Annotated in this window: 14 protein-coding genes; 9 read left to right on the top strand and 5 right to left on the bottom strand. The window is 45.5% G+C overall.

Annotated elements, in window-relative coordinates; genetic code table 11:
- Window positions 1-904 precede the first annotated feature (904 nt).
- The gene (gene glmS / locus MKX75_RS25460) at window positions 905-2,737 is read left to right on the top strand and encodes a glutamine--fructose-6-phosphate transaminase (isomerizing) (RefSeq protein WP_339167352.1); all 1,833 of its coding nucleotides are present in this window, start codon (window positions 905-907) and stop codon (window positions 2,735-2,737) included.
- Window positions 2,738-3,184: 447 nt separating this feature from the next.
- On the opposite strand, the gene MKX75_RS25455 is transcribed toward glmS, so the two are convergent.
- Window positions 3,185-3,835 (bottom strand): nitroreductase family protein, encoded by a 651-nt coding sequence (locus MKX75_RS25455; RefSeq protein ID WP_339167350.1) that lies wholly within the window; start codon window positions 3,833-3,835, stop codon window positions 3,185-3,187.
- Window positions 3,836-3,963: 128 nt separating this feature from the next.
- Between MKX75_RS25455 and MKX75_RS25450 the strand changes: the two genes are divergently transcribed.
- Window positions 3,964-4,329: a MerR family transcriptional regulator gene (locus MKX75_RS25450; RefSeq protein WP_062836349.1), complete on the top strand. Its 366-nt coding sequence runs from the start codon at window positions 3,964-3,966 to the stop codon at window positions 4,327-4,329.
- A 43-nt stretch (window positions 4,330-4,372) separates the two neighbouring features.
- Here the strand turns inward: MKX75_RS25450 and MKX75_RS25445 are convergent, their stop codons facing one another.
- Together MKX75_RS25445 and MKX75_RS25440 are read right to left on the bottom strand one after the other, a co-directional pair.
- Window positions 4,373-5,047 carry a VOC family protein gene (locus MKX75_RS25445; protein WP_339167349.1) on the bottom strand — a complete coding sequence of 225 codons (675 nt, stop codon included), beginning with the start codon at window positions 5,045-5,047 and terminating at the stop codon, window positions 4,373-4,375.
- 22 nt (window positions 5,048-5,069) lie between these two features.
- On the bottom strand, window positions 5,070-5,969 hold the full coding sequence (locus MKX75_RS25440) for a LysR family transcriptional regulator (protein WP_339167348.1): 900 nt from the start codon (window positions 5,967-5,969) through the stop codon (window positions 5,070-5,072).
- Window positions 5,970-6,118: 149 nt separating this feature from the next.
- Here MKX75_RS25440 and MKX75_RS25435 point away from each other — a divergent pair, with 149 nt between their 5' ends.
- Window positions 6,119-7,315 (top strand): MFS transporter, encoded by a 1,197-nt coding sequence (locus tag MKX75_RS25435; RefSeq protein WP_339167347.1) that lies wholly within the window; start codon window positions 6,119-6,121, stop codon window positions 7,313-7,315.
- Window positions 7,316-7,342: 27 nt separating this feature from the next.
- Here the strand turns inward: MKX75_RS25435 and MKX75_RS25430 are convergent, their stop codons facing one another.
- On the bottom strand, window positions 7,343-8,374 hold the full coding sequence (locus MKX75_RS25430) for a YafY family protein (RefSeq protein WP_339167346.1): 1,032 nt from the start codon (window positions 8,372-8,374) through the stop codon (window positions 7,343-7,345).
- Between the two features lie 87 nt (window positions 8,375-8,461).
- On the opposite strand from MKX75_RS25430, the gene MKX75_RS25425 reads away from it, so the two are divergent.
- Both MKX75_RS25425 and MKX75_RS25420 read left to right on the top strand, forming a co-directional pair.
- Window positions 8,462-8,905: a VOC family protein gene (locus MKX75_RS25425; protein WP_062836354.1), complete on the top strand. Its 444-nt coding sequence runs from the start codon at window positions 8,462-8,464 to the stop codon at window positions 8,903-8,905.
- 153 nt (window positions 8,906-9,058) lie between these two features.
- On the top strand, window positions 9,059-9,652 hold the full coding sequence (locus tag MKX75_RS25420; RefSeq protein ID WP_339167344.1) for a TetR/AcrR family transcriptional regulator: 594 nt from the start codon (window positions 9,059-9,061) through the stop codon (window positions 9,650-9,652).
- Between the two features lie 61 nt (window positions 9,653-9,713).
- Here MKX75_RS25420 and MKX75_RS25415 read toward each other — a convergent pair whose 3' ends face one another.
- Complete coding sequence (locus MKX75_RS25415; RefSeq protein ID WP_339167342.1) at window positions 9,714-11,657, bottom strand: NAD(P)/FAD-dependent oxidoreductase; 1,944 nt, start codon at window positions 11,655-11,657, stop codon at window positions 9,714-9,716.
- Window positions 11,658-12,007: 350 nt separating this feature from the next.
- Here MKX75_RS25415 and MKX75_RS25410 point away from each other — a divergent pair, with 350 nt between their 5' ends.
- From MKX75_RS25410 to MKX75_RS25395, 4 genes are all read left to right on the top strand, one after another.
- Window positions 12,008-15,112 carry an ATP-binding protein gene (locus tag MKX75_RS25410; RefSeq protein WP_339167341.1) on the top strand — a complete coding sequence of 1,035 codons (3,105 nt, stop codon included), beginning with the start codon at window positions 12,008-12,010 and terminating at the stop codon, window positions 15,110-15,112.
- Window positions 15,090-16,214 carry a response regulator gene (locus MKX75_RS25405; protein ID WP_062836358.1) on the top strand — a complete coding sequence of 375 codons (1,125 nt, stop codon included), beginning with the start codon at window positions 15,090-15,092 and terminating at the stop codon, window positions 16,212-16,214. The genes MKX75_RS25410 and MKX75_RS25405 overlap by 23 nt, the downstream gene beginning before the upstream one ends.
- Window positions 16,215-16,361: 147 nt before the next feature.
- Window positions 16,362-18,842, top strand: a complete 2,481-nt coding sequence (locus MKX75_RS25400; RefSeq protein WP_339167339.1) for an EAL domain-containing protein — start codon at window positions 16,362-16,364, stop codon at window positions 18,840-18,842.
- A 177-nt stretch (window positions 18,843-19,019) separates the two neighbouring features.
- Window positions 19,020-19,925, top strand: coding sequence for a methyl-accepting chemotaxis protein (locus MKX75_RS25395; RefSeq protein WP_339167338.1), 906 nt, complete (start codon window positions 19,020-19,022; stop codon window positions 19,923-19,925).
- Window positions 19,926-19,963 lie beyond the last annotated feature (38 nt).

Raw genomic sequence — 19,963 nt, 5'->3', positions numbered from 1 at the left:
TGCATACGGTTTTCTAAAGGGAATTGTTGTGTATAAAGGGTATGATATAACAGGATTTAAGACATATAGTGCGTGTTCAAAAAGTCTGGTTTTCAGTACCGAGAAGATGGAATGAATATAGAAATGGAGTAGCGGAGCGTAGGGAAACTACGTGAGCAACGGACATTTCGGCTGAATTTCATATTCGATGCTGATTATGCCAATAGGCATGATTCGTAATCAAAAGCGGACTTTTTGAATTTCCTCTAAAGATGAATATTCCTGCGTCCCGGCCTGATGAGACCATAGGTCCGTTTATCGGGTCGGGATTGTGGGTAAATATGCTGAAATTGTCACAGGTACTTTGCTCCATTGCAAAATAGACCTGACGTGCATATAATGAGTGGAGTCGTCATTCAGACACAGAAAGTGAGGAACGTAAGGTTACAGTTACACAAGCGCCAGAGCTTGGAGTTGCGCGGAAAGATGTTGATCAGGATTTCTTCGAGGTTGAAGGAAAGCTGATTAACATCAACGGCAACCAAGCTGACGAGGTGGAGGTGTTCGGATTGTTCGGCGGGGACCTCCCGGTGAAGCACCAGAGCCGTAAACCGGATTGCGGAAAATGGATGGGTGACTGTCCACACAACGCGCCGGTGCAGGTGCATGAGTTAAACTAAAATTCAAATGAATGTGCGTGAAGAGCGTAAACAGTACGCGGACGGGAAAATGATGTACATTCATGATTGCATTCATAACAGCTTATGATGACTGCGGGGCGACACGAGGTCGCTCTGATCATTGATAATTGAATAGGTAACAAGTATTCATGAAACGTTAGGCAATCACTCATTTTTCCGATATGCCGCCTCTGCCTGTTTCTCTTCGTGACACAGTATTCATATACAAACGGAGGAAATAAATTATGTGCGGTATTGTTGGATATATTGGTAATAAGAACACTCAATCGGTATTGGTAGAAGGTTTGAAGAAACTCGAGTATCGTGGTTATGATTCTGCAGGTATCGCAGTATTCACACCGGATGGTCTGCAAATCACGAAAGCTCTGGGTCGTCTTGCGAATCTTGAAGCCAAGCTGGATGGTGCACCACTGGTAGGTAATGCCGGAATCGGACACACACGTTGGGCAACTCATGGTAAACCATCGGATGAGAACTCTCATCCACACACGGATGGAAGCCAGAAGTTCTCTGTTGTGCATAACGGTATTATTGAGAACTACCTTGATCTGAAGGATGAATTGATGGCTCAAGGTCACACGTTCACTTCCGAGACAGATACTGAGGTTATCTCTCACCTGATCGCACGTGAATACAACGGTGATATCGTTAAAACAGTGCAAAAAGTAATCACGTTGTTGCGTGGTGCATTCGCACTGGGTGTATTGACAGAGCATGAGCCTGAGAAACTCGTAGCTGTGCGTCAAGCAAGCCCATTGATTATTGGTATTGGTGAAGGCGAGAACTTCATTGGTTCCGACATTCCGGCAATTCTGGAACATACACGTAACGTGTACATTCTGAATGATGGTGAAATGGCTGTATTGACACATGATGCTGTCGAATTGATGACGATTGAAGGCAACTTTATTTCTCGGGAAATGATTCGTGTCGATTGGGATGCTGTAACCGCAGAAAAAGGCGGATTCGAGCACTTCATGCTGAAAGAAATTCATGAGCAACCAAAAGCATATCGTGATACAATGCTGGGTCGCATCGATAATGAAGGTAAAAAAGTTCAACTTCCTGAGTTGAAAATGACTGAAGAACAAATTAAAAATATCCGTAACGTTCAAATCATTGCATGTGGTACAGCGTACCATGCAGGTCTGGTTGGACGTACAGTGATTGAGCAATTGGTGCGTATTCCGGTTGAAACAGATGTGGCTTCCGAGTACCGTTACCGTTCCCCAATCGTGCACAAAGATACACTCGTAATCGTAGTAAGCCAATCCGGTGAAACTGCCGATACGCTTGCTGCATTGCGTGAAGCACAATCCAATGGTGCACATGTACTGGCAATCACAAACGTAGTGGGCAGCTCCATTGCACGTGATGCAGATGATGTTATCGCAACATTGGCAGGTCCTGAAATTGCAGTAGCTTCTACCAAAGCGTATACTTCGCAGTTGATCGCGTTCAACTTGCTTGGTCTGTACCTTGCACAAGTTCGTGGTACTCAATCAGCAGAAGAGATTGAACACACGCTGGCAGCTATGCAAGCATTACCTGAACAAGTGGAATCCATGTTGGAGCAAGCAGAAGCAATCAAAGGATATGCAGAGCAAATCTCCAAACATGAACATCTCTTCTTCATCGGTCGTGGTCTTGACTATGCAGTAGCTCAAGAAGGATCTTTGAAGTTGAAAGAGATCTCTTACATTCACTCCGAAGCGTATGCTGCGGGTGAGTTGAAACATGGTACGCTCGCATTGATCGAAGACGGTATACCTGTTATTGCCCTGGCAACGCAAGAGAACGTACTTGAGAAAACAGTGAGTAACATTAAGGAAGTGAAAGCACGTGGCGCGGATGTACTGGCAATTACGTACGAAGAGCACGTAGCACCATTGCTGAAATCCGTAGACCAAGCGTTTGCCATTCCTAAGACTTTGCCACTCTTGAGCCCGGCTCTGTCTGTAGTTGCGTTGCAATTGCTGGCATACTACGCTTCCTTGGCACTGGGTCACGATGTGGATAAACCACGTAACCTGGCGAAAAGCGTAACGGTTGAGTAACAGATTGTTAAATTCTTATAATATTTAAGTTTTAGTATATTAAAAGGGTCCTGATGACATTTGTCATTAGGACCCTTTTTGTTATGGACCTCCTATCCATTGTTAGCCTATCCATTATGATTCTATCGCAAAAGTTCCTATTTCGAAATCAGTAGAGGAGAGGCACATTTATGAAATCCTATGACTGATAGCCGAGGCTATAGGATAAATTCTCTGATGTTATAGGGACGCACAGAGAGTATTACTATTTCTTAAGAATAATATACAATAATAGTTGTTATATGAACTTATATCCTTACTCCAGAGATACTACATATTAATGACTCTCCACAAGATCAGTTTTTAACGGTATGCCTATGAGCAACAGGATAATTTGCAATGAGTATGAAAATGATGCTCATAAATAGCGTTATCCATTGTCATGTTTGTTTCGAAATATACTATTGGTTACGCCCAAGTCGTAATCGTTTCAACCGGGAGACGATAGGAAGGATAGCCTTCTTTGGCTGCTTTCCCTATGGAGATCAACATCACGGGCTGGAAACGCTCTTTATCTAGGCCGAAGGTTTCAGCAATCTGGTCTTTGTCATAGCCGGCCATAGGGTTCGTATCATAACCATGAGCGCGAGCAACGAGCATGAGTTGCATGGATATGAGGCCTGAGTCAATGAGGTTCATATCACGCAGTTCGGATGCATTTATGTTCGCATAATAAGGTTTTACCTGCTGCATCTGCATATCCATGATATCTTGTGGCATATATCCAAGTTCGACTGATTTGCTAAAAATCTCTTCCATGTATTCAACGTTGTTAGCATCGTAGAATACGGCAATGACAGCGGAAGACGTTAGTGCCTGTGTCTGGTTAAAAGAGGCCAGTGGTGCAAGCTTCTCTTTGCCTTCAGCACTGTCGATAACAAGAAAACGCCACGGTTGCATGTTAATGGCCGAAGGGGCTCGTGAAGCTTTCGCTAATATTTCGGTCATCTCCTCGCGGCTGATTTTTACTTCAGGATCGTAGGCTTTAACGGAATGGCGCTCCAAGACGATGTTATCAAAATCATTTGTTTTGTTGAATTGACCGTTAATTGTGTTCATATTGATATCTCTCCTCATATCTATATTGGTGAGAGTGGGTATAGGTTATATCTCCATCTGTCTCACTATGAGGATTGTAAACTATGAAGTATACTTTATAGCAAGAAGAAGAAACGGGGGAAATCCATATGAAAATTAGTGAAGTAGCGAACCATGTAAACCTTCCGATATCCACGATTCGTTACTACGAGAAAATAGGTATTATCCCGGATGAACATATGCTAAGAGATCATAACAACTATCGAATATATGCGGAGAGCATTATTCAGCATCTGGAAGTGGTCAAACAATGTGTAGCCGTAGGCTTTTCGATTCATGAGATCCAGTCCATGATCTCTAAAGACGGGTTTTCAAGTAAAGATCAAGCAAGCATTATCCAAGCAAAAATATCAGAAATTGAAGAAGCACAAAAACAATTAGAGCATTCCAAACAAAATCTGTACGAAATTCTTAAATCGGATATCACGTGTGAGGATGGTTTCGGTAAGTATTGAGCCGGACGTCCCTTTTGAGCTTTTCATTCCGTACGTTCTTACATCAAATCGAAACAATAGAGTACAGACCCTCCTGTAAACGTAGACTACCGTGCTGCCCAGTTTCTACCTTAACCTCCGTGGCAAATACAGCGGGCATGCGCCCGTCTGGGAACCAGGGCATCTGTTTATCAATGACAATAAACATGCCTTCTGCGTCACCCGTGGGAGAGAATTTCTTTCCGTCTCCAGCAAAGGGTTCAAGTCGATAATGCCCATTCAATGTGCTCATCGTCTCAGGAACATCATCGACAGGCAGGCCGATTTCACTTATGCATAATAAATGATTCGCTTCAAAAGCTTCCTCGACTGCATTATCGAGTGAGTGGTGAGCAATGAATTCCATCAAGTTGCCGTTTGGATCATAGAAGTAGAAGGCTGTTGCATCCCAGTAGGGGAAATAGAATTCATCCTGTCCATCTTTGGAAAGCAACGGAATGTTACAGTCTTGGGCCCACCTCTTCGCATCAGCAAGTTTATTTGTTGGAATCGTAAACGCTACATGATAGTAAGGCTTCTCCTGTTCTGGAGCCATCTTGAATGAAAGGACCGAGTCTCCCGCATGAAATGAAACGAAAGTAGGATTATCCTCCACAACATCCAACTCCAGTAGTGTACCGTAAAACTCCTTTATGGCCTCGATCTGATGTGCCAACAATCCAACTTCTTTTATTTTCATTTCAATATCTCTCCTTTTAAACTTACCTTTGATTGAAATATTCGATTGTCTTCTCAATAAATGCCTTAGCCGATTGCGTCAGGTAGCGATCAGACCGATGGATAATCTCAAAGTGTCGGTATGGCGGATCGTCTGTAATTCGAATGCAACGTAGCGTGGGTTCATTCATGGCTTGGATCAGAGGATAAGGCAGCAATGTTCCTCCAACGTTGGCTTTGACCAAGCTAATGATAGAGGTTGCCGAACTGGTCTCCATGATGGTGTTTAGGGTGAATCCATACTTACGGCAATAACCGTCGACCAATTCTCTGCCTGTAAATCCTTCGGGGAACATCACCGTTTGGATATCACGCAGTTCCTGGATTCCAATCGTACCTTGTTCTGCCCAATCATGATTCTCGGAAACGACCAGTACATACTCTTCGCTGCACAAAGGAATGCGTACAAGCCGATCATCAGGTGCAGACGTGATCTCAATGCCGATATCGACTTCATTTTCCAACACTTGATTCACGACATAGATCGAAGAGATCACCTTCAATTGCACTTTGGGGAATCGGGCATGAAAATCAACGAGCAGTGGAGTGAGACGATAATCCAAATCGGATGGAAGAACACCAATGACTAATCGACCTCTCTGATCATTGCGGAATTCAGCTAGCGCATCTTGGGTATTCTGTAAATGCCGGATCATCTGTACACAGTGCTCAAGAAACAGAGTCCCTGCCTGGGTCATCACAATCTTTTTGCCGACACGGTCAAATAAAGGAACACCAAGTTCATCCTCCAACCCACGTATTTGTTGACTCAACGTAGGTTGAGATATGCCAAGTTTCTCAGCTGCCCGAGTAAAATGAAGCTCCTCGCACACTGTAATAAAGTTCTCCATCTGACGAATCTCCATGAATTCACCTTCAATCATTGATTTTAGTAATCATTTTAATAGAAACAATAGTATTGTTCAATCATTATGATAAATCTATACTTAATCTTGCACCACTCAAAGACCCTGGCATTAACAAATAGGATCTTTGGTGAGGCAAGAATACTACTACCATGAGGTGATCCATAATGAAAATTTTTTATATTGTCTTGGCGCTTATCCTGGCTTCACTGAACTTGAGACCACCCATTACATCCATTTCTCCGCTAATGAGCACCATACAGCATGATCTGGGTTTGAGTGGTATGACCGCCAGTCTGTTAACGACACTACCTGTATTATGTATGGGCATATTCGCTCCGTTCTCCGTAAGACTAAGTAGAAGGTGGGGGAACGAAGGTGCCATTGTACTGGCTTTAATCCTTATTGGGTTAGGAACGGGACTACGATTATTCGTAGGTGCAACGCCGTTAATGATGTTCACTTCTTTTCTGTCGGGTGTAGGGATTGCACTCACAGGTCCGCTGTTGTCCAGCTTCATTAAGCAGTATTTTCCTAACCGAGTGGCAGCCATGGTAGGCATCTACTCTACAGCAATGGTGATGGGGGCCAGCATTAGTGTGGGATTATCGGTTCCGTTCCAGCATACGCTGGGTGGATCTTGGAGAGGGTCTTTAGCCACATGGGCATTACTCGCAGTTATTGCATTACCGATCTGGTTGAAATTAGCTTGGTCTGCGCGCACAGAGCGTCAATCTGGACAAACTTCAGCTGTCATTCATGCATCACTTCCGGTGAAGAACAGGCGAGCATGGGTGCTGACATTGTTCTTCGGGCTGATGGCAGCGATCTTCTATTCACTAACCGCTTGGCTAGCACCAGCGATTCAAAGCCATGGATATAGCCAAGAGACTGCTGGCAACATCCAAACGTTGTTTACATTGATATCGCTGCCCTCAACGTTATTCATTCCCATGCTTGTACACCGGTACCAAAGACGTGTATTCTGGCTTGTCGGATGTGCATCGTTAGAGCTGATAGGTGTCCTGATGCTGAATCTCTCTGTCAGCCCGTGGCTCGCGGCGATCCCGCTCGGTATTGGTGCAGGTGGACTGTTCCCAATTGCACTGATGTTGCCGATCGATGAGACAAGCAATGCACAGGAAGCTAGTAGCTGGTCTGCTATGACTCAATCCGGTGGTTATATCTTGGGAGCACTGGGGCCGCTTGCGATTGGTTGGCTCCACGATCTGACAGGCAGCTTCGTGCAAGCATTCTATGGTTTGGCTATCATCATCGTACTGCAGATTATCGTTCAATTCGCTATTGGTAATAAGAAAAACTTAAAAGTAGTTGACCATGAACAGGAGTTAAAAGGCATGTAAAGTAAAATAGATATAGAGATATGATCTTTATACATGATCTAACAAGTCCATATAGTACTGTCGCAATGATTCTTTTAACGTGTCCGGTTCCATGATCTTAATAGATCTGCCGAATCCTGCGAGGTACCGAGTAATGAAATCAAGCTCATGAGCTTCATACGAACCGACAAGAAGCCTTTGTGCCGGCTCACTGCCCGATTCGTTGACGTGCGTAATCTGCATGGATGGAAAATGTTCTTGCTGGAAAAGTTCAACCCCGGCTTCGTCAATCCGACATTGAAATGAAATAGCATCTTGTGATGGTTCCCATAACGAATGGGTATCCTGTGCTTGAAGTTCAATAACATGAGCCAAAGGTTCAATGTCGGACACTTCAGCCGAAGTGATCCGGTCGCAGCGGAACACACGATACGCCTGCTTATTCAGATCATAAGCCTGGCAATACCAGTAGCCTTTCCTGGCATAGAGCGCAATGGGTTGAATGGTACGATTGTTGAAGCTGGATGTACGAGATGGTGAATCCCATGGTTCAGGATCAGAAAAGTCGGCAGGAGACGACCCTGTATCTGTAGATCTTCGTTGATCAGGATACGTAATTTGGATCACTATATTTTGCACAGCAGCCAACAACAAAAACTCCAAATGCACACTATCGCGAATCTGCTCCGTATGACGGAAGGAAACCCGATGTTGGATGTTCTCAATATCCTGTCGTTGCTTGTCGGATAACGCGCTCATAAATTTCTCATGAATGGTACGGAAAGAAACCTGAAAGGGCAAGCTGGAGAAGCTGCGGAGGGCCTGCATCGCAAAATAAAGGGCATGAAGCTCACCCGTATTAAACGAAATGGGAGGCAGCTGCATCTGTTGCAGCAGTCGATATCCGCCGTAGCGTCCATATTCGACATAGATAGGTGCACCCAACTCTTCCAATGAAGCGATATCTCTTAACGCGGTCCGCTTGGAGATTTGGAACTCCTGCATGAGATCTTGCAGGGTGAACTGTTGTTTTTGATTAATGAAACGTAGCATCTGGTTCATGCGTTCTGATTTTTTCATATCGAATCCTCTTAATGGTGCCATGGGTTGGCACCTTTCATTGTTATAGTGATAAGTGTAATCCAATAGGAACAAGGAGGCAATCTAATGAATTTTGAAGTGATACCATTTTTGTCGATGAACGGTGATGCGGCGGCAGCCATTGCTTTTTATGAGGAGTTTCTGGGCGCCAAGGTGATATTCAAGAAAAGTTATAAAGAGATGAAGGAGATGAACCCAGGCTTTGAGTACCCTGCCGGACAAGATGAGTATATTACACATTCGGTGCTGGAGATTGGGGTCAACAAGATCATGATTGCGGAAGAAGCAATGGACACGGAGAGAGCGTGGCAGCTGGGAAACAGCACGTCATTATGTATTCAATCCAAGGATAAAGCTACAATCGACCAACTGTATCATTCTTTGGTGCAACATGAGGGTGTGAAGGTACTGGTACCTTACGAGCAAAATGAATTCAGCCCAGGATACGGCATTGTGCGTGATCCGTATGGCATCGCGATTCAGCTGTGTGTGACGGTGCATGATTTTTAGAATGAGGTGAGGAGCCATTTCATTCATGTATGCCTCAAGTGAACATTCATCACTAAAGCTTCACTTCAGTAGCCCCATAGATTAGGTATAATCTACAGTAGAGGTTTGGACAACAGAGCAGGATGTCTGAACAGAGAGGGGCTGGGAGTTGAAGTGAGAAAACAAGGAGCTATTGGCAAAGAGAGCAGGCTTCGTCTCCTGGAGGCAGCAGCAGAGGAATTTGCATTGAGTGGATTCTACCAGACAAAAATAAGTTCAATTGTTGCTCGGGCTGGGTTAACACAGCCTGCATTTTATCTGTACTTTGAGAGCAAAGAAGCTGCTTTTGAAGAGCTGGTGGCTGATTTTCGTAATGGCCTCAGTGAGGCAGTGCGCGATAGTCATATCGGGCCGGGAAAGAATAGGGAGGACCTCAAGGAAGCGGTCGTGGCCTCGTTGGAGCAGATCTACCGATTCCTCGGAAGGAATCCGGCATTGACCCGAATTGGGTTGTATCTGTCCCCGGAGTCCGTGGGCATCAAGGCAGAGATTGCCAGGCTCATGGAACAGAATCTGATTGAAGAACAGCAAGCCGGATATTATCGTCAGGATCTGGATGCGATTTTCTTTGCAGAATGTCTGCTCGCTATTATTGAACGCTTAACCCTGATTAAGCTGTTGCCAGGTCACGAGACACCTTCGCAGTTGGCACGGCAGACGCAGGATCTCTTTTTCTACGGCATATTGGACATGCAGCAGCGAAGCTAAATGAGTTCAATAGGAAGAGCCAGACCCGGATAACCGGAGTCTGGCTCTTTTTGAATTTGAGTTATATAGCGCTCGCTGCGTAAAATCCCGAACGAACCGCAGTACCTACTTTGCCAATCTTCACACAATCGCCCATGAGGCTGGTCTTGGTTCCGAACTTGGCCCGGATCAGCTCAGCGATCGTTGTATTTTTTCTCATACCAAAGGCATTAATGATCGTATCCGCTTCAATGAACACTTTGGAACCATCAGCTTTCTCTGCTTGTAAACCATTGGCCTCAAAGGAGAGGACCTTATGTCCACCGAGAATGGTCACTCCGTAGCTATCCAGCATAGGCATCAGGGCTGCACGGTTAATGTACATCACATCTTGCCCCGCTTCCGGGCGCATCTCGATGATGGTGACTTTTTTGCCTGCCATAGCCAGCTCAAGTCCCAGATCGCAACCTGTTAACCCCCCACCAGTAATGACAATATGTTCGCCGCGTACAAGGTCTTTTTGTAAATGAGCCTCAATGGCTCCCACGACGTTATCGTTATCAATACCAGGGATTGGAGGCACAAGGGGTATGGCTCCTGCGCCGATGAAAATATGATCAGCGGCTTCCAGTGCCGGATCATCCGGCTTGATCTCATGATTTAACTTCACTTTCACGTGAAGCTGGGTTAACTGCCGCTCATACCAGCCAATCAGGGCGCGTAACTGGCCTTTGAATTCCGGTGTGGCTGCACTGGTGACCTGTCCACCGACAGAGGCCTCTTTTTCGTACAGTGTAACTTCATGTCCTTTGAGTGCTGCTACACGTGCCGCTTCCAGACCGGATGGTCCTGCACCTACAACAACGACCTTCTTGGCAGTCTCCGCCGGATGAATCGCGAAGCGTTTCTCGTTGGCTGCCTGAATGTTGACCGCACAGCTGATTTTGGTATTCCGTTCGATGATCCGACCGATGCATTCCTCATTACAACGAATACAAGGACGAATATCCTCCCGCACATTATCCCGCAGTTTGTTTGGAAGCTCGGCATCGGCAATCAATGCGCGACCAAACATGACGAAGTCCGCGTTCCCGGATTCAATTAGGCGGACAGCACTTTCAGGTGTATGGCTTCCCGAGTTCAAAATAGGAATGTTCACAACCTGACGAGCAGGCTCACACATATACTCCATACAAGCATCACCCAAGTAAGCTGGCGGGAAAATGTAATCGATTCTTTCGTAGGAACCGGCATCAATATCAACGGCATCTACGCCAGCACGTTCGAGAATTTGCAGCATCTCCAGACTGTCCTCGACCGTACGCCCCCCTTCAAAGCGATGATCCAGTGCCATACGGAACAAAATGGGCATGTCCGGACCTACAGCTTGGCGGATCGCCTGTACAATTTCTATGGCAAATCGCATCCGTTTCTCTGTCGTGCCGCCATACTCATCTTCACGCTTGTTCCAGATCGGCGACATAAACTGATCGATCAGATAACCGGCATGGGCATGAATTTCGATCCCATCAAAGCCCGCCCGTTTCAATCTGGCTGCCGAATCGGCGAATTGCTCCATAATGGTCTGTATTTCTTCCACCGTAAGTGGATGGCACAGTACTTCCGGATTATAGATGGCTGGGATGGCCGAAGCCGATACGGGAGGTTTCCCCGAACGGTCTGGTAGCGCATTACGTCCAGTGCCACAGCTGAGCTGAGCGATAATTTTGGTGCCGTAATGTTGTACTGCATCGACGAGATCCGTGAGCAACGGAATGACATAATCTTTCTCTACAATGCCTTCCAATACGCCCTGAGCCAGATCTTCGGTCAAAAATTGTGCCCCAAGGATGATCATACCCGCGCCGCCTTTGGCGCGCTCCTCATAATAATCGATCTCTTCAAGGGAAATGCGACCATCAGGACTGGCCGAATTGGTTCCCATAGGAGACATGACAATTCGATTCTTCACTTCCATGTTTCCGATGCGGAAGGGGGCGAACAGCTTTTCATAAGGATGATTCATGTGTGTGTCCTCCTGTTGTTAGTAAGTGTTGGATGAATTGAATAGATAGAAATATTGGATAGAAGTACAGGTTACTCGTGAGTAATATAAGTGATAAACCCATCGTAAACGTTCAGCAATAAATTATAAGTGAAAAAAATCACAATCAATTCATGTTGTCTACATTTCTGGAGCAGAGTATACGTTATGAATCATTTGAAATAACAGAGGGACTTGCTCTGGGCGATGCAATACAAAAGTGTATGCTCCTATGCTTTGTGTTACGATACGTACATGTAGGCAGTGATCGGAAGGTTGTTCTGTCATCACATGATTAATCACAGGTACGTTTTACGGATGGGGATAAGCTATTGAGTCGCACACGTTTTATTACATTTATTATAGGTGTCGTTGCCTTGTTTATCGCACTAAATGTACTCTCTTTTCTGGAGGATGAGCATGCTCCGAAGGCGCATGAAGGGGTACTGGATCTGCGTCAGGTCGGAGGTTTAAAAGAAGGAGATATCACCCTTAATGGAGAGTGGCTGTTTTATCCGGGGCAGTTACTGGATGGAACAGAGAAGACAAGCACGCAGGAATATATCGCTACCGTTCCTGGTAATTGGCAGTCGGTCATTGAACCTTATCTTCATCAGGGTGCGTTCGGATATGGGACGTATCGTTTGAAAATATTGCTGGATGCCGAAGGAGAATCTGCACAGCAGATTGCCTTGCGTGTTCCCTTAATTCGTACAGCCCACACGTTGTTTGTTAACGGGGTACAGATTGGTTCGAACGGAGTTGTCTCGACAAGCGCCGGACAATACAGTCCCCAAGTAGAGCCCTATATCTCACATACGGAGATAAGCGGTTCCGAAGTGAATATTGATGTGCAGGTAGCCAACTATGATTTTGCGAATAGCGGGGGAATGATTGAACCCATTCAGATAGGCAGTATGGATGCTATATACCAATCGCAGCAGAGGAATGTAGCTTTTGAATTTGGCATTCTGGTTGTATTTGGTTTTCTGAGTATGATTTTTGGATTCATGCATTATCAGTCATCGCGAAGCGGCTGGATCTATATGTCTCTATTTTTCATTAGCATGATGGTCACCAGCTCGTATCAGGGAACCAGATTATTATTCTGTCTATGGCCTGACCTTACATATGCTACGGGTTTCATTGTATATTTTCTGTCCATAGTGGGTCTCACGTTCTGGATGTTTATGTTTGTCGCCTGTCAATTGGAAACGGTAATTAGACGTTGGGTGAGATACGCGGTGTACATCTTCAACGCGGTCTTCATTATCTTGCTATTCGTATTGCCAATTGACATGGTGTCACATCTGGTCGTGGTATTGGTGATCCAAAATGTAGCCGTGTATAGCTACTCTTTAGTGATCTTGCTTCGGAGTTTCCGAGGTGGCGATCCTGTTGCTGGACATCGATTTTTGGCCTTTTTTATATTTGCCGCACATAGCTTGTCCAATCTATTATTGCAGCTCGGTCTCACCCATATGGGTGACTGGTACTTTATTCAGGTCTTTCTCTTCTCGGGTTTGTTTATTCTGATGTTTGTGCAGCAATTTGTAATGACCTATAGACGCTTGAAGCGGCTATCCCTTGAGATGAAGCGTGTCGAGCGGTTCAAGAATGAATTCATGGCCAATATTTCAGATCAAATGAAAACTCCACTACAGGCTTTGATTAGTATCGCGGATGCACGCCTTCAATCGGACCATCACCTTACAGCTGACCAGAGGCAGGACCTGCAATTGCTTACATCGGTGGGCTGGATGATGCGCAGCATGGTGGATGATTTGCTCGACTTTTCGCAAATTCGTGAGCAACAAATATATTTGAGGATCCGGTCCGTTGATTTCTACGCATTAGTAGATGAAGTGGTGGAACGTGTCCGATATATGGTATATGACCATTCGATAGAAATTACAAGTCGTGTGGATAAAACACTGCCACGAGTAGCTGCCGATGAGCAACGCTTGCATCAGATTCTGGCAGGTGTGCTCCAGCATAGCTTGAAGGTTACCGTTACGGGTACCATCCAAGTTGAAGCTTCAGTAGTGAACGGGATGGTTGAAGTTCGTGTCCATATGCAGGGGGGCGCCATTTCAATGGAGCAGACCTCGCTTACCCGTGCGTTGTTCGAATCCAGGCTGGATCAGGATCATGCACAGATGAATCACAATCCGGATGCTCCAGGGTTATATCTGGTCAAGGCATTAACGGAATTGCATCATGGAACGGTACATGTACCTGACAGTGCATCTGGAGAAATGGACATCATACTTACACTACCATTAAGTGCAGATTCATTCAGAGATGAAACACAAGTTGTATTGTCGCCTATGGTTGAGCAAACGGCGGCAGTTCAATCGGTTGATCACCATGCTCTGAATTTGCCAGTGAACCGAAGCAAACGATCTCTATCGAGCATGTACCATATTATGATTGTGGATGATGATGCGCTGAATTTGAATCTTTTGTTGCCTATTCTGAATCTGGATGATTATCGTGTGACTGTGGTGAGAAATCCGGAAGAAATCATGCAGAGCATGCACCCATTGCATGAAATGGATCTGATTGTCGTGAATCGCACGCTGTCTGGTATATCAGGTACCGTCATATGTAGCAAAATCCGTGAACAGTACACCATGTTTGAGCTGCCCATCCTGTTACTCATTTCTGCGTGGCAAGGGGATCGCGCTCTGGAAACGGGTCTGGCAGGGGCTAATGATTTTCTGCGCAAACCGGTGGAAGGTTCCGAACTTCGTGTACGTGTACGTACCTTGTTACAGATGAAACGTTCAGTTGCTGAACGCATTCGCATGGAGCTGGCCTTTCTACAGGCGCAGATCAAGCCGCATTTTCTGTTCAATACTCTGAATTCCATTGCAGCGCTAAGCAAAAGCAAACCTGCACAGATGAATGAACTGCTCAATGAATTGGGCAATTATCTGCGGGAAAGCTTCCGATTTGACAACACGAATCCACTGACGCCTTTTGATCGGGAGTTAAAATTGGTGCAATCCTATCTACATATTGAAAAGGTAAGATTTGATGATTGGCTGGACTTTAAGATTGAAGTGTTAACCTCAACTAACTTCCGGGTCCCTCCACTGACCATTCAACCTTTGGTGGAGAATGCCGTACGGCATGGTATTATGCGACGTGCTGAGGGGGGACGCATTCTGATTCGGGTTACGCGGGATGAACAATTCATTCTAATTACGGTGAAGGATGACGGGGTAGGCATGTCGCCGGAAACACTGGAACGGATTATGGAGGGGCCAACGCTTGAAGGCGGGATCGGCATCCGGAATATTGAGCGTCGACTCAAACAGCTATTCGGATGGGGACTGCTCATACATAGTTCCCTGGAACAGGGAACCGAGATTCAAGTCCGGCTTCCAATAGAAAAGGTGGGATTTCATGAAAGCGATACTGGTGGATGATGAACCGCTCGCGTTGAATCATCTTGCGGAGGAACTGGAGCGCATTAGCGATCTGGATATTATCGGGAAATACCGCAGTCCCAGGCAGGCTCTGGAGCATATCGTACAGGTTCGACCGAATGTGGTTTTTCTGGATATAGAGATGCCCGAGATGAGCGGGATTGAACTGGCTGAGCGCGTTCTGCAACAACTTCCAGCGACCAAAATTGTATTTGTCACGGTATATGATGAATATGCAGTCAAGGCGTTTGAACTTAATTCTCTGGATTATCTACTGAAACCGTTGCAGACAGAGCGGCTAGAGAAGACGATTCATCGATTGTTGCTAACGTCCGATCCTACTGAACGGTTCCCGGATTCACAGGTTATACTTCATTGCCTTGGTCCATTGCAATTTGAAAAGGCGGGGTGCCCGCCCATCACCATACGATGGAAGACATTCAAAGCCCAGGAACTATTCTCGTTTCTTTTGCAATATCGAGATAAACCTGTTCGCAAGCAGGTGCTGCTTGAACAATTGTGGCCTGAGATTGAATGGAAACGCGGAGTAACCCAGCTCTATACGGCTATCTACCAGATTCGCAAACAGCTACAGGCAGAGCAGGTTAATATCCAGATTTCTAACCTCGATGAAGGATATATGCTGCAATTGAATGGGGCATCCCTGGATATGGACACGTGGGAGAAAAGGGTAGCTGAGGCGCCTGCCGTTACTGCGTTAACGATGGATCTTCATTTACAGATTTCATCTCTTTACAAGGGTCCATATCTGGGGGAAACAACGTATCTGTGGGCCGAAATGGAGCGACGTCGACTGCGCAATCTCTGGCTTCGCCATGAGAAACAAATTGCAGATTATTATATCGCTGCCCATCAGGATGAAGATGCTGTTGCACATTATCTCAAAATACAGCGTATGTTGCCTGATGAGGAAAATATCTATGTGGTTCTGATGAACCTGTATCATCGACTCGGTGATCGACGTTCGGTCGAAGTTCAGTATAGCCTGCTATGCCGTATGTTGAGTCAGGAAATGGATATGCTCCCTCATCCGGCTGTTCAGGAATGGTTCGAAAGCTGGAAATCCAATCGTTCAACCTAAGCCTACTTGCCCTGGCAAGTGGGTTTTTCTTATGGTCCACTGCCTACGGAAATCATTTTGCTTGGGACTTATGGTTCAGGTTTCAGAAATGTTTCAAATCGATGTTCTATAATGAAAGAAGTAACATGTAGAGAGAGGCATCGAACAATGGAACATACCTTGGAACACAGTATTCAACATGGCATGGTTTCACATGATAACGTACTTGTCCTGATTTCATATTTGATTGCTGTTGCGGCTTCTTATAACGTTCTGGACCTCACCAGCAGAATTAACAAAGCCAGCGGCAGAAATCGTTGGTTATGGCTATCTTTTGGCGCAATGGTCATGGGTATGGGCATCTGGTCCATGCATTTCGTTGGCATGATGGCGATGTCACTACCATTTCCCGTCTCTTATGATCTTGTCATTGTGCTGATTTCTGTAGCTGTAGCCATTGTGGCATCTTTTGTGGCGCTGCTTGTAGTCTCCCGACAGAGGCTGCCACTGTTACAGTTATTGGGTGGCGCCTGTCTGTTTGCGCTCGGTATCGTGTTGATGCATTATATCGGGATGTATGCGATGCAGGTGGAGATTCGGTACGATCCTATGTATGTCATGTTATCGATAATGATTGCATGCGCGGCTTCAATTACAGCACTGTGGTTATCGTTATATTTTCTTAAATCGGATACACGTCATGATGTTTGGAAAAAGGTTGGAAGTGCCCTCATCATGGGAGGGGCTATTGCGGGTATGCATTATACAGGCATGATGGCAGCGCACATCGAATCGGATATGCGTCCGAACCGGGTGATATCTTCGCTAAACACAATTCTCGACCAGAAGCGTCTAGCCTATTTTATTTCCATGGGTACGTTATTTACGCTGGGATTGTCGCTTGTTGGTTTGTACATATCAAGACTGTTTTCCAAACAGGAGTCGGAGAAACAAGAGAATGAAAAATGGTATAAATCGCTCTATGAGCATAATCAGGATGGTATTATTTCCATCGATCTTCACATGCGAATTGTCGGGATTAATCCGGCAGCAGCCCGAATTGGTGGTATTAAGGAAAAGCAATTAAAGGATCAATCCGTAAGTGCTCTATTAACCATGGTTGTGGAGGAGGATCGGGAGCGCATCAGGCATATGTTCGGACGTGCTACGGATGGTGAAGAGATGAAGTACGAGACCGTCATCTATAGCACCAATCAGGAACGGGTTGAACTTGGCGTTGTGCTCGCACCCGTCATTGTAGATAAACAGGTCGTGGGAAATTACATCATTATGAAGGACATCACGGACGAAAAGCGCGTAAAGGTGAGAAACTATCATCTGGCTTTTCATGATGAGTTGACTGGACTGCCCAATCGTAGAATGTTTAATCAGAGGTTATCGGAAACGATTGAATCGCATCGTTATGAGCAAAAGCAGTTTGCCGTCATGGTCCTTGATCTTGACCGATTCAAAGTTATTAATGACTCTCTTGGACACATCTATGGAGATCTGTTTCTTCAGGAGATGAGCCGACGGATTAAGGATAAACTGAATGGCGAGGATGTAACGCTTGCCCGAATGGGTGGAGATGAGTTTGCGATTCTTGTTCATCAGTACACTAGTCTTGGAGACATCACCCGCTTGGCTGAACGCATTATTCAGGCGATTGCGAAGCCTTGTTATCTAAAAGAGAGCGAGTTCTATGTTACGGGCAGCATTGGGATCGCCGTATTTCCGGACCATGGGCAAGATACTGTAGAGTTGCTGCAGCATGCAGATACGGCCATGTATGAAGTGAAGAAGAATGGCAAGAACGGATATCAGTTCTTCTCTGCCGAATTGCATCACGAGTTGCAGGAACGAATGGTTCTGGAGAATGACCTTAGAAAAGCATTGGATCGAGGGGAATTTGTGTTACATTACCAACCTCAGATTCAGACAAGTGAAGTCAGCATGATTGGTGTCGAAGCCTTGGTACGATGGAATCATCCGACCCGTGGATTATTGTATCCAGGCACGTTCATCTCGGTTGCAGAAGAGACGGGCATGATTATTGAGCTAGGTAACCGGGTGCTCCGCGAAGCTTGTTTTCAGATGCGGAATTGGCATGATGCAGGGGGGCCTTTGATTCCAGTGTCGGTGAACCTGTCCTCTCAGCAATTTCATCAATCCAATCTGGTGGAACAGGTTCGTCAGATTCTAGTTGAGACGGGTTTGAGCCCGCAGTATCTGGAATTGGAAATCACGGAAAGCATGATGATGGATGCGATCGCTTCCATTGAAATACTCAATCAATTAACCGAGCTTGGAATCCGGATCAGCCTGGACGATTTTGGAACAGGGTACAGTTCCTTTAGTTATCTAAAAATGTTCCCGATTCACAAAGTGAAAATTGACCGCTCTTTTATTCAGGACATTGCGGTTAATCATAGCGATAGAGCCATTGTTTCGACTATGATTACAATGGCGAAACAATTGAATATGGATGTTATTGCAGAAGGCATTGAAACGAAGGGACAACTGGATATTCTGACCGAACAGGATTGCAATGAAGTGCAGGGGTACTACTACAGCAAGCCATTGCCAGCGGATGAGGTGGAGCAGATTTTCTTTTTGCCCCAGAGGTCGGGTAACGTATTGACGTTCTGAAAATAACAAATAAAAAATAAACAGCAACAGGTGATCCAAAGTTCTGCAAATCGGGTATCAATAGTAGAGTCATTTAGAACCTGATGGATACATATGTTGTTGTACTCGTTGTTTTGCTGGTAAAAGGCTGTTTATTATGGAATGAACTGTGGGGGTTATCAAGTGCCTATATTAGATATGGAAAAGAAAGATGTTGTCACCGATGCACTGGTCATCAAGGCGATGGAGAAAAGTCTGGCGATCATTCGATTCGATCTGGATCGACGGGTAACGTATGTGAATGAAGTCTTTGCCCAGACGATGGGATATACAGTTGATGAGATGTATGGCATGAAGCATCAGCAGTTATGCTTCGGGCATTTTGTGAATACCCCGGACTATGACGCTTTTTGGAATAGCATATTTAATGGTGTTAGCTTCCAAGACAAGGTTGAACGCAAGGATGCAAAGGGAAATTCCGTATGGCTTGAGGCGACCTATATGCCAGTCTTTGATGAGATGAACCAAAAAATACTGGGTGTCTCCAAAATCGCCACTAACATTACCAATCGTCAGAACAATATCTCAGTCGTGGTGAATGAATTGAAAAACATGTCCCATGAGCTAAATGGGCAGGCAGATGTAGGTATTGAACGCAGCCAGGAATTAATGTCCAGTATCTCCTATATCTCAGAGGTGTCAGCTTCTAACCGTGCAACGTTGACTCATCTGCAGGAACAGGCCGGATCGATTCAGGGCGTGGTACGAACCATACGCGAGATTTCATCACAGACGCAGTTGCTTGCGTTAAATGCTGCCATTGAAGCTGCGCATGCAGGCGAATTCGGCCGAGGATTCGATATCGTGGCCAAGGAAGTAAAGAAACTGTCCGCCATGGTGGAGAGTTCAATTAATGAGATTCGAGATAGTGTTACTGGAATAACGAAGGAGATTAGTAATATCACAGGCGGTACAAAAAAGGTAGAGGAATATGTCGAGCAGAGCCAGAAGCGGATTGAGATCGCTTTGAATGATTTTACGGCCATTGCTGCATCAGCCCATTTGCTGGACGCCAAAGCAGAGCATGTGACCAGAATTGTATAATCATATATAGCGGATAGCGGTTCCTTATACAGGAACCG

The organism is Paenibacillus sp. FSL R5-0341, from assembly GCF_037975235.1.
Lineage (GTDB): Bacteria > Bacillota > Bacilli > Paenibacillales > Paenibacillaceae > Paenibacillus > Paenibacillus amylolyticus_A.
Note: the sequence above shows the minus strand (reverse complement) of the source record. Positions and strands in the feature narration are given on the sequence as shown.

Bases quoted from the DNA above. Each gene is read 5' to 3' on its own strand.
- MKX75_RS25405 (WP_062836358.1), top strand. From the start codon at position 15,090: ATGAAAGCGATACTGGTGGATGATGAACCGCTCGCGTTGAATCATCTT.
- glmS (WP_339167352.1), top strand. From the start codon at position 905: ATGTGCGGTATTGTTGGATATATTGGTAATAAGAACACTCAATCGGTA.
- MKX75_RS25435 (WP_339167347.1), top strand. From the start codon at position 6,119: ATGAAAATTTTTTATATTGTCTTGGCGCTTATCCTGGCTTCACTGAAC.
- MKX75_RS25400 (WP_339167339.1), top strand. From the start codon at position 16,362: ATGGAACATACCTTGGAACACAGTATTCAACATGGCATGGTTTCACAT.
- MKX75_RS25450 (WP_062836349.1), top strand. From the start codon at position 3,964: ATGAAAATTAGTGAAGTAGCGAACCATGTAAACCTTCCGATATCCACG.
- MKX75_RS25415 (WP_339167342.1), bottom strand. From the start codon at position 11,657: ATGAATCATCCTTATGAAAAGCTGTTCGCCCCCTTCCGCATCGGAAAC.
- MKX75_RS25395 (WP_339167338.1), top strand. From the start codon at position 19,020: ATGGAAAAGAAAGATGTTGTCACCGATGCACTGGTCATCAAGGCGATG.
- MKX75_RS25445 (WP_339167349.1), bottom strand. From the start codon at position 5,047: ATGAAAATAAAAGAAGTTGGATTGTTGGCACATCAGATCGAGGCCATA.
- MKX75_RS25430 (WP_339167346.1), bottom strand. From the start codon at position 8,374: ATGAAAAAATCAGAACGCATGAACCAGATGCTACGTTTCATTAATCAA.
- MKX75_RS25425 (WP_062836354.1), top strand. From the start codon at position 8,462: ATGAATTTTGAAGTGATACCATTTTTGTCGATGAACGGTGATGCGGCG.
- MKX75_RS25455 (WP_339167350.1), bottom strand. From the start codon at position 3,835: ATGAACACAATTAACGGTCAATTCAACAAAACAAATGATTTTGATAAC.
- MKX75_RS25440 (WP_339167348.1), bottom strand. From the start codon at position 5,969: ATGATTGAAGGTGAATTCATGGAGATTCGTCAGATGGAGAACTTTATT.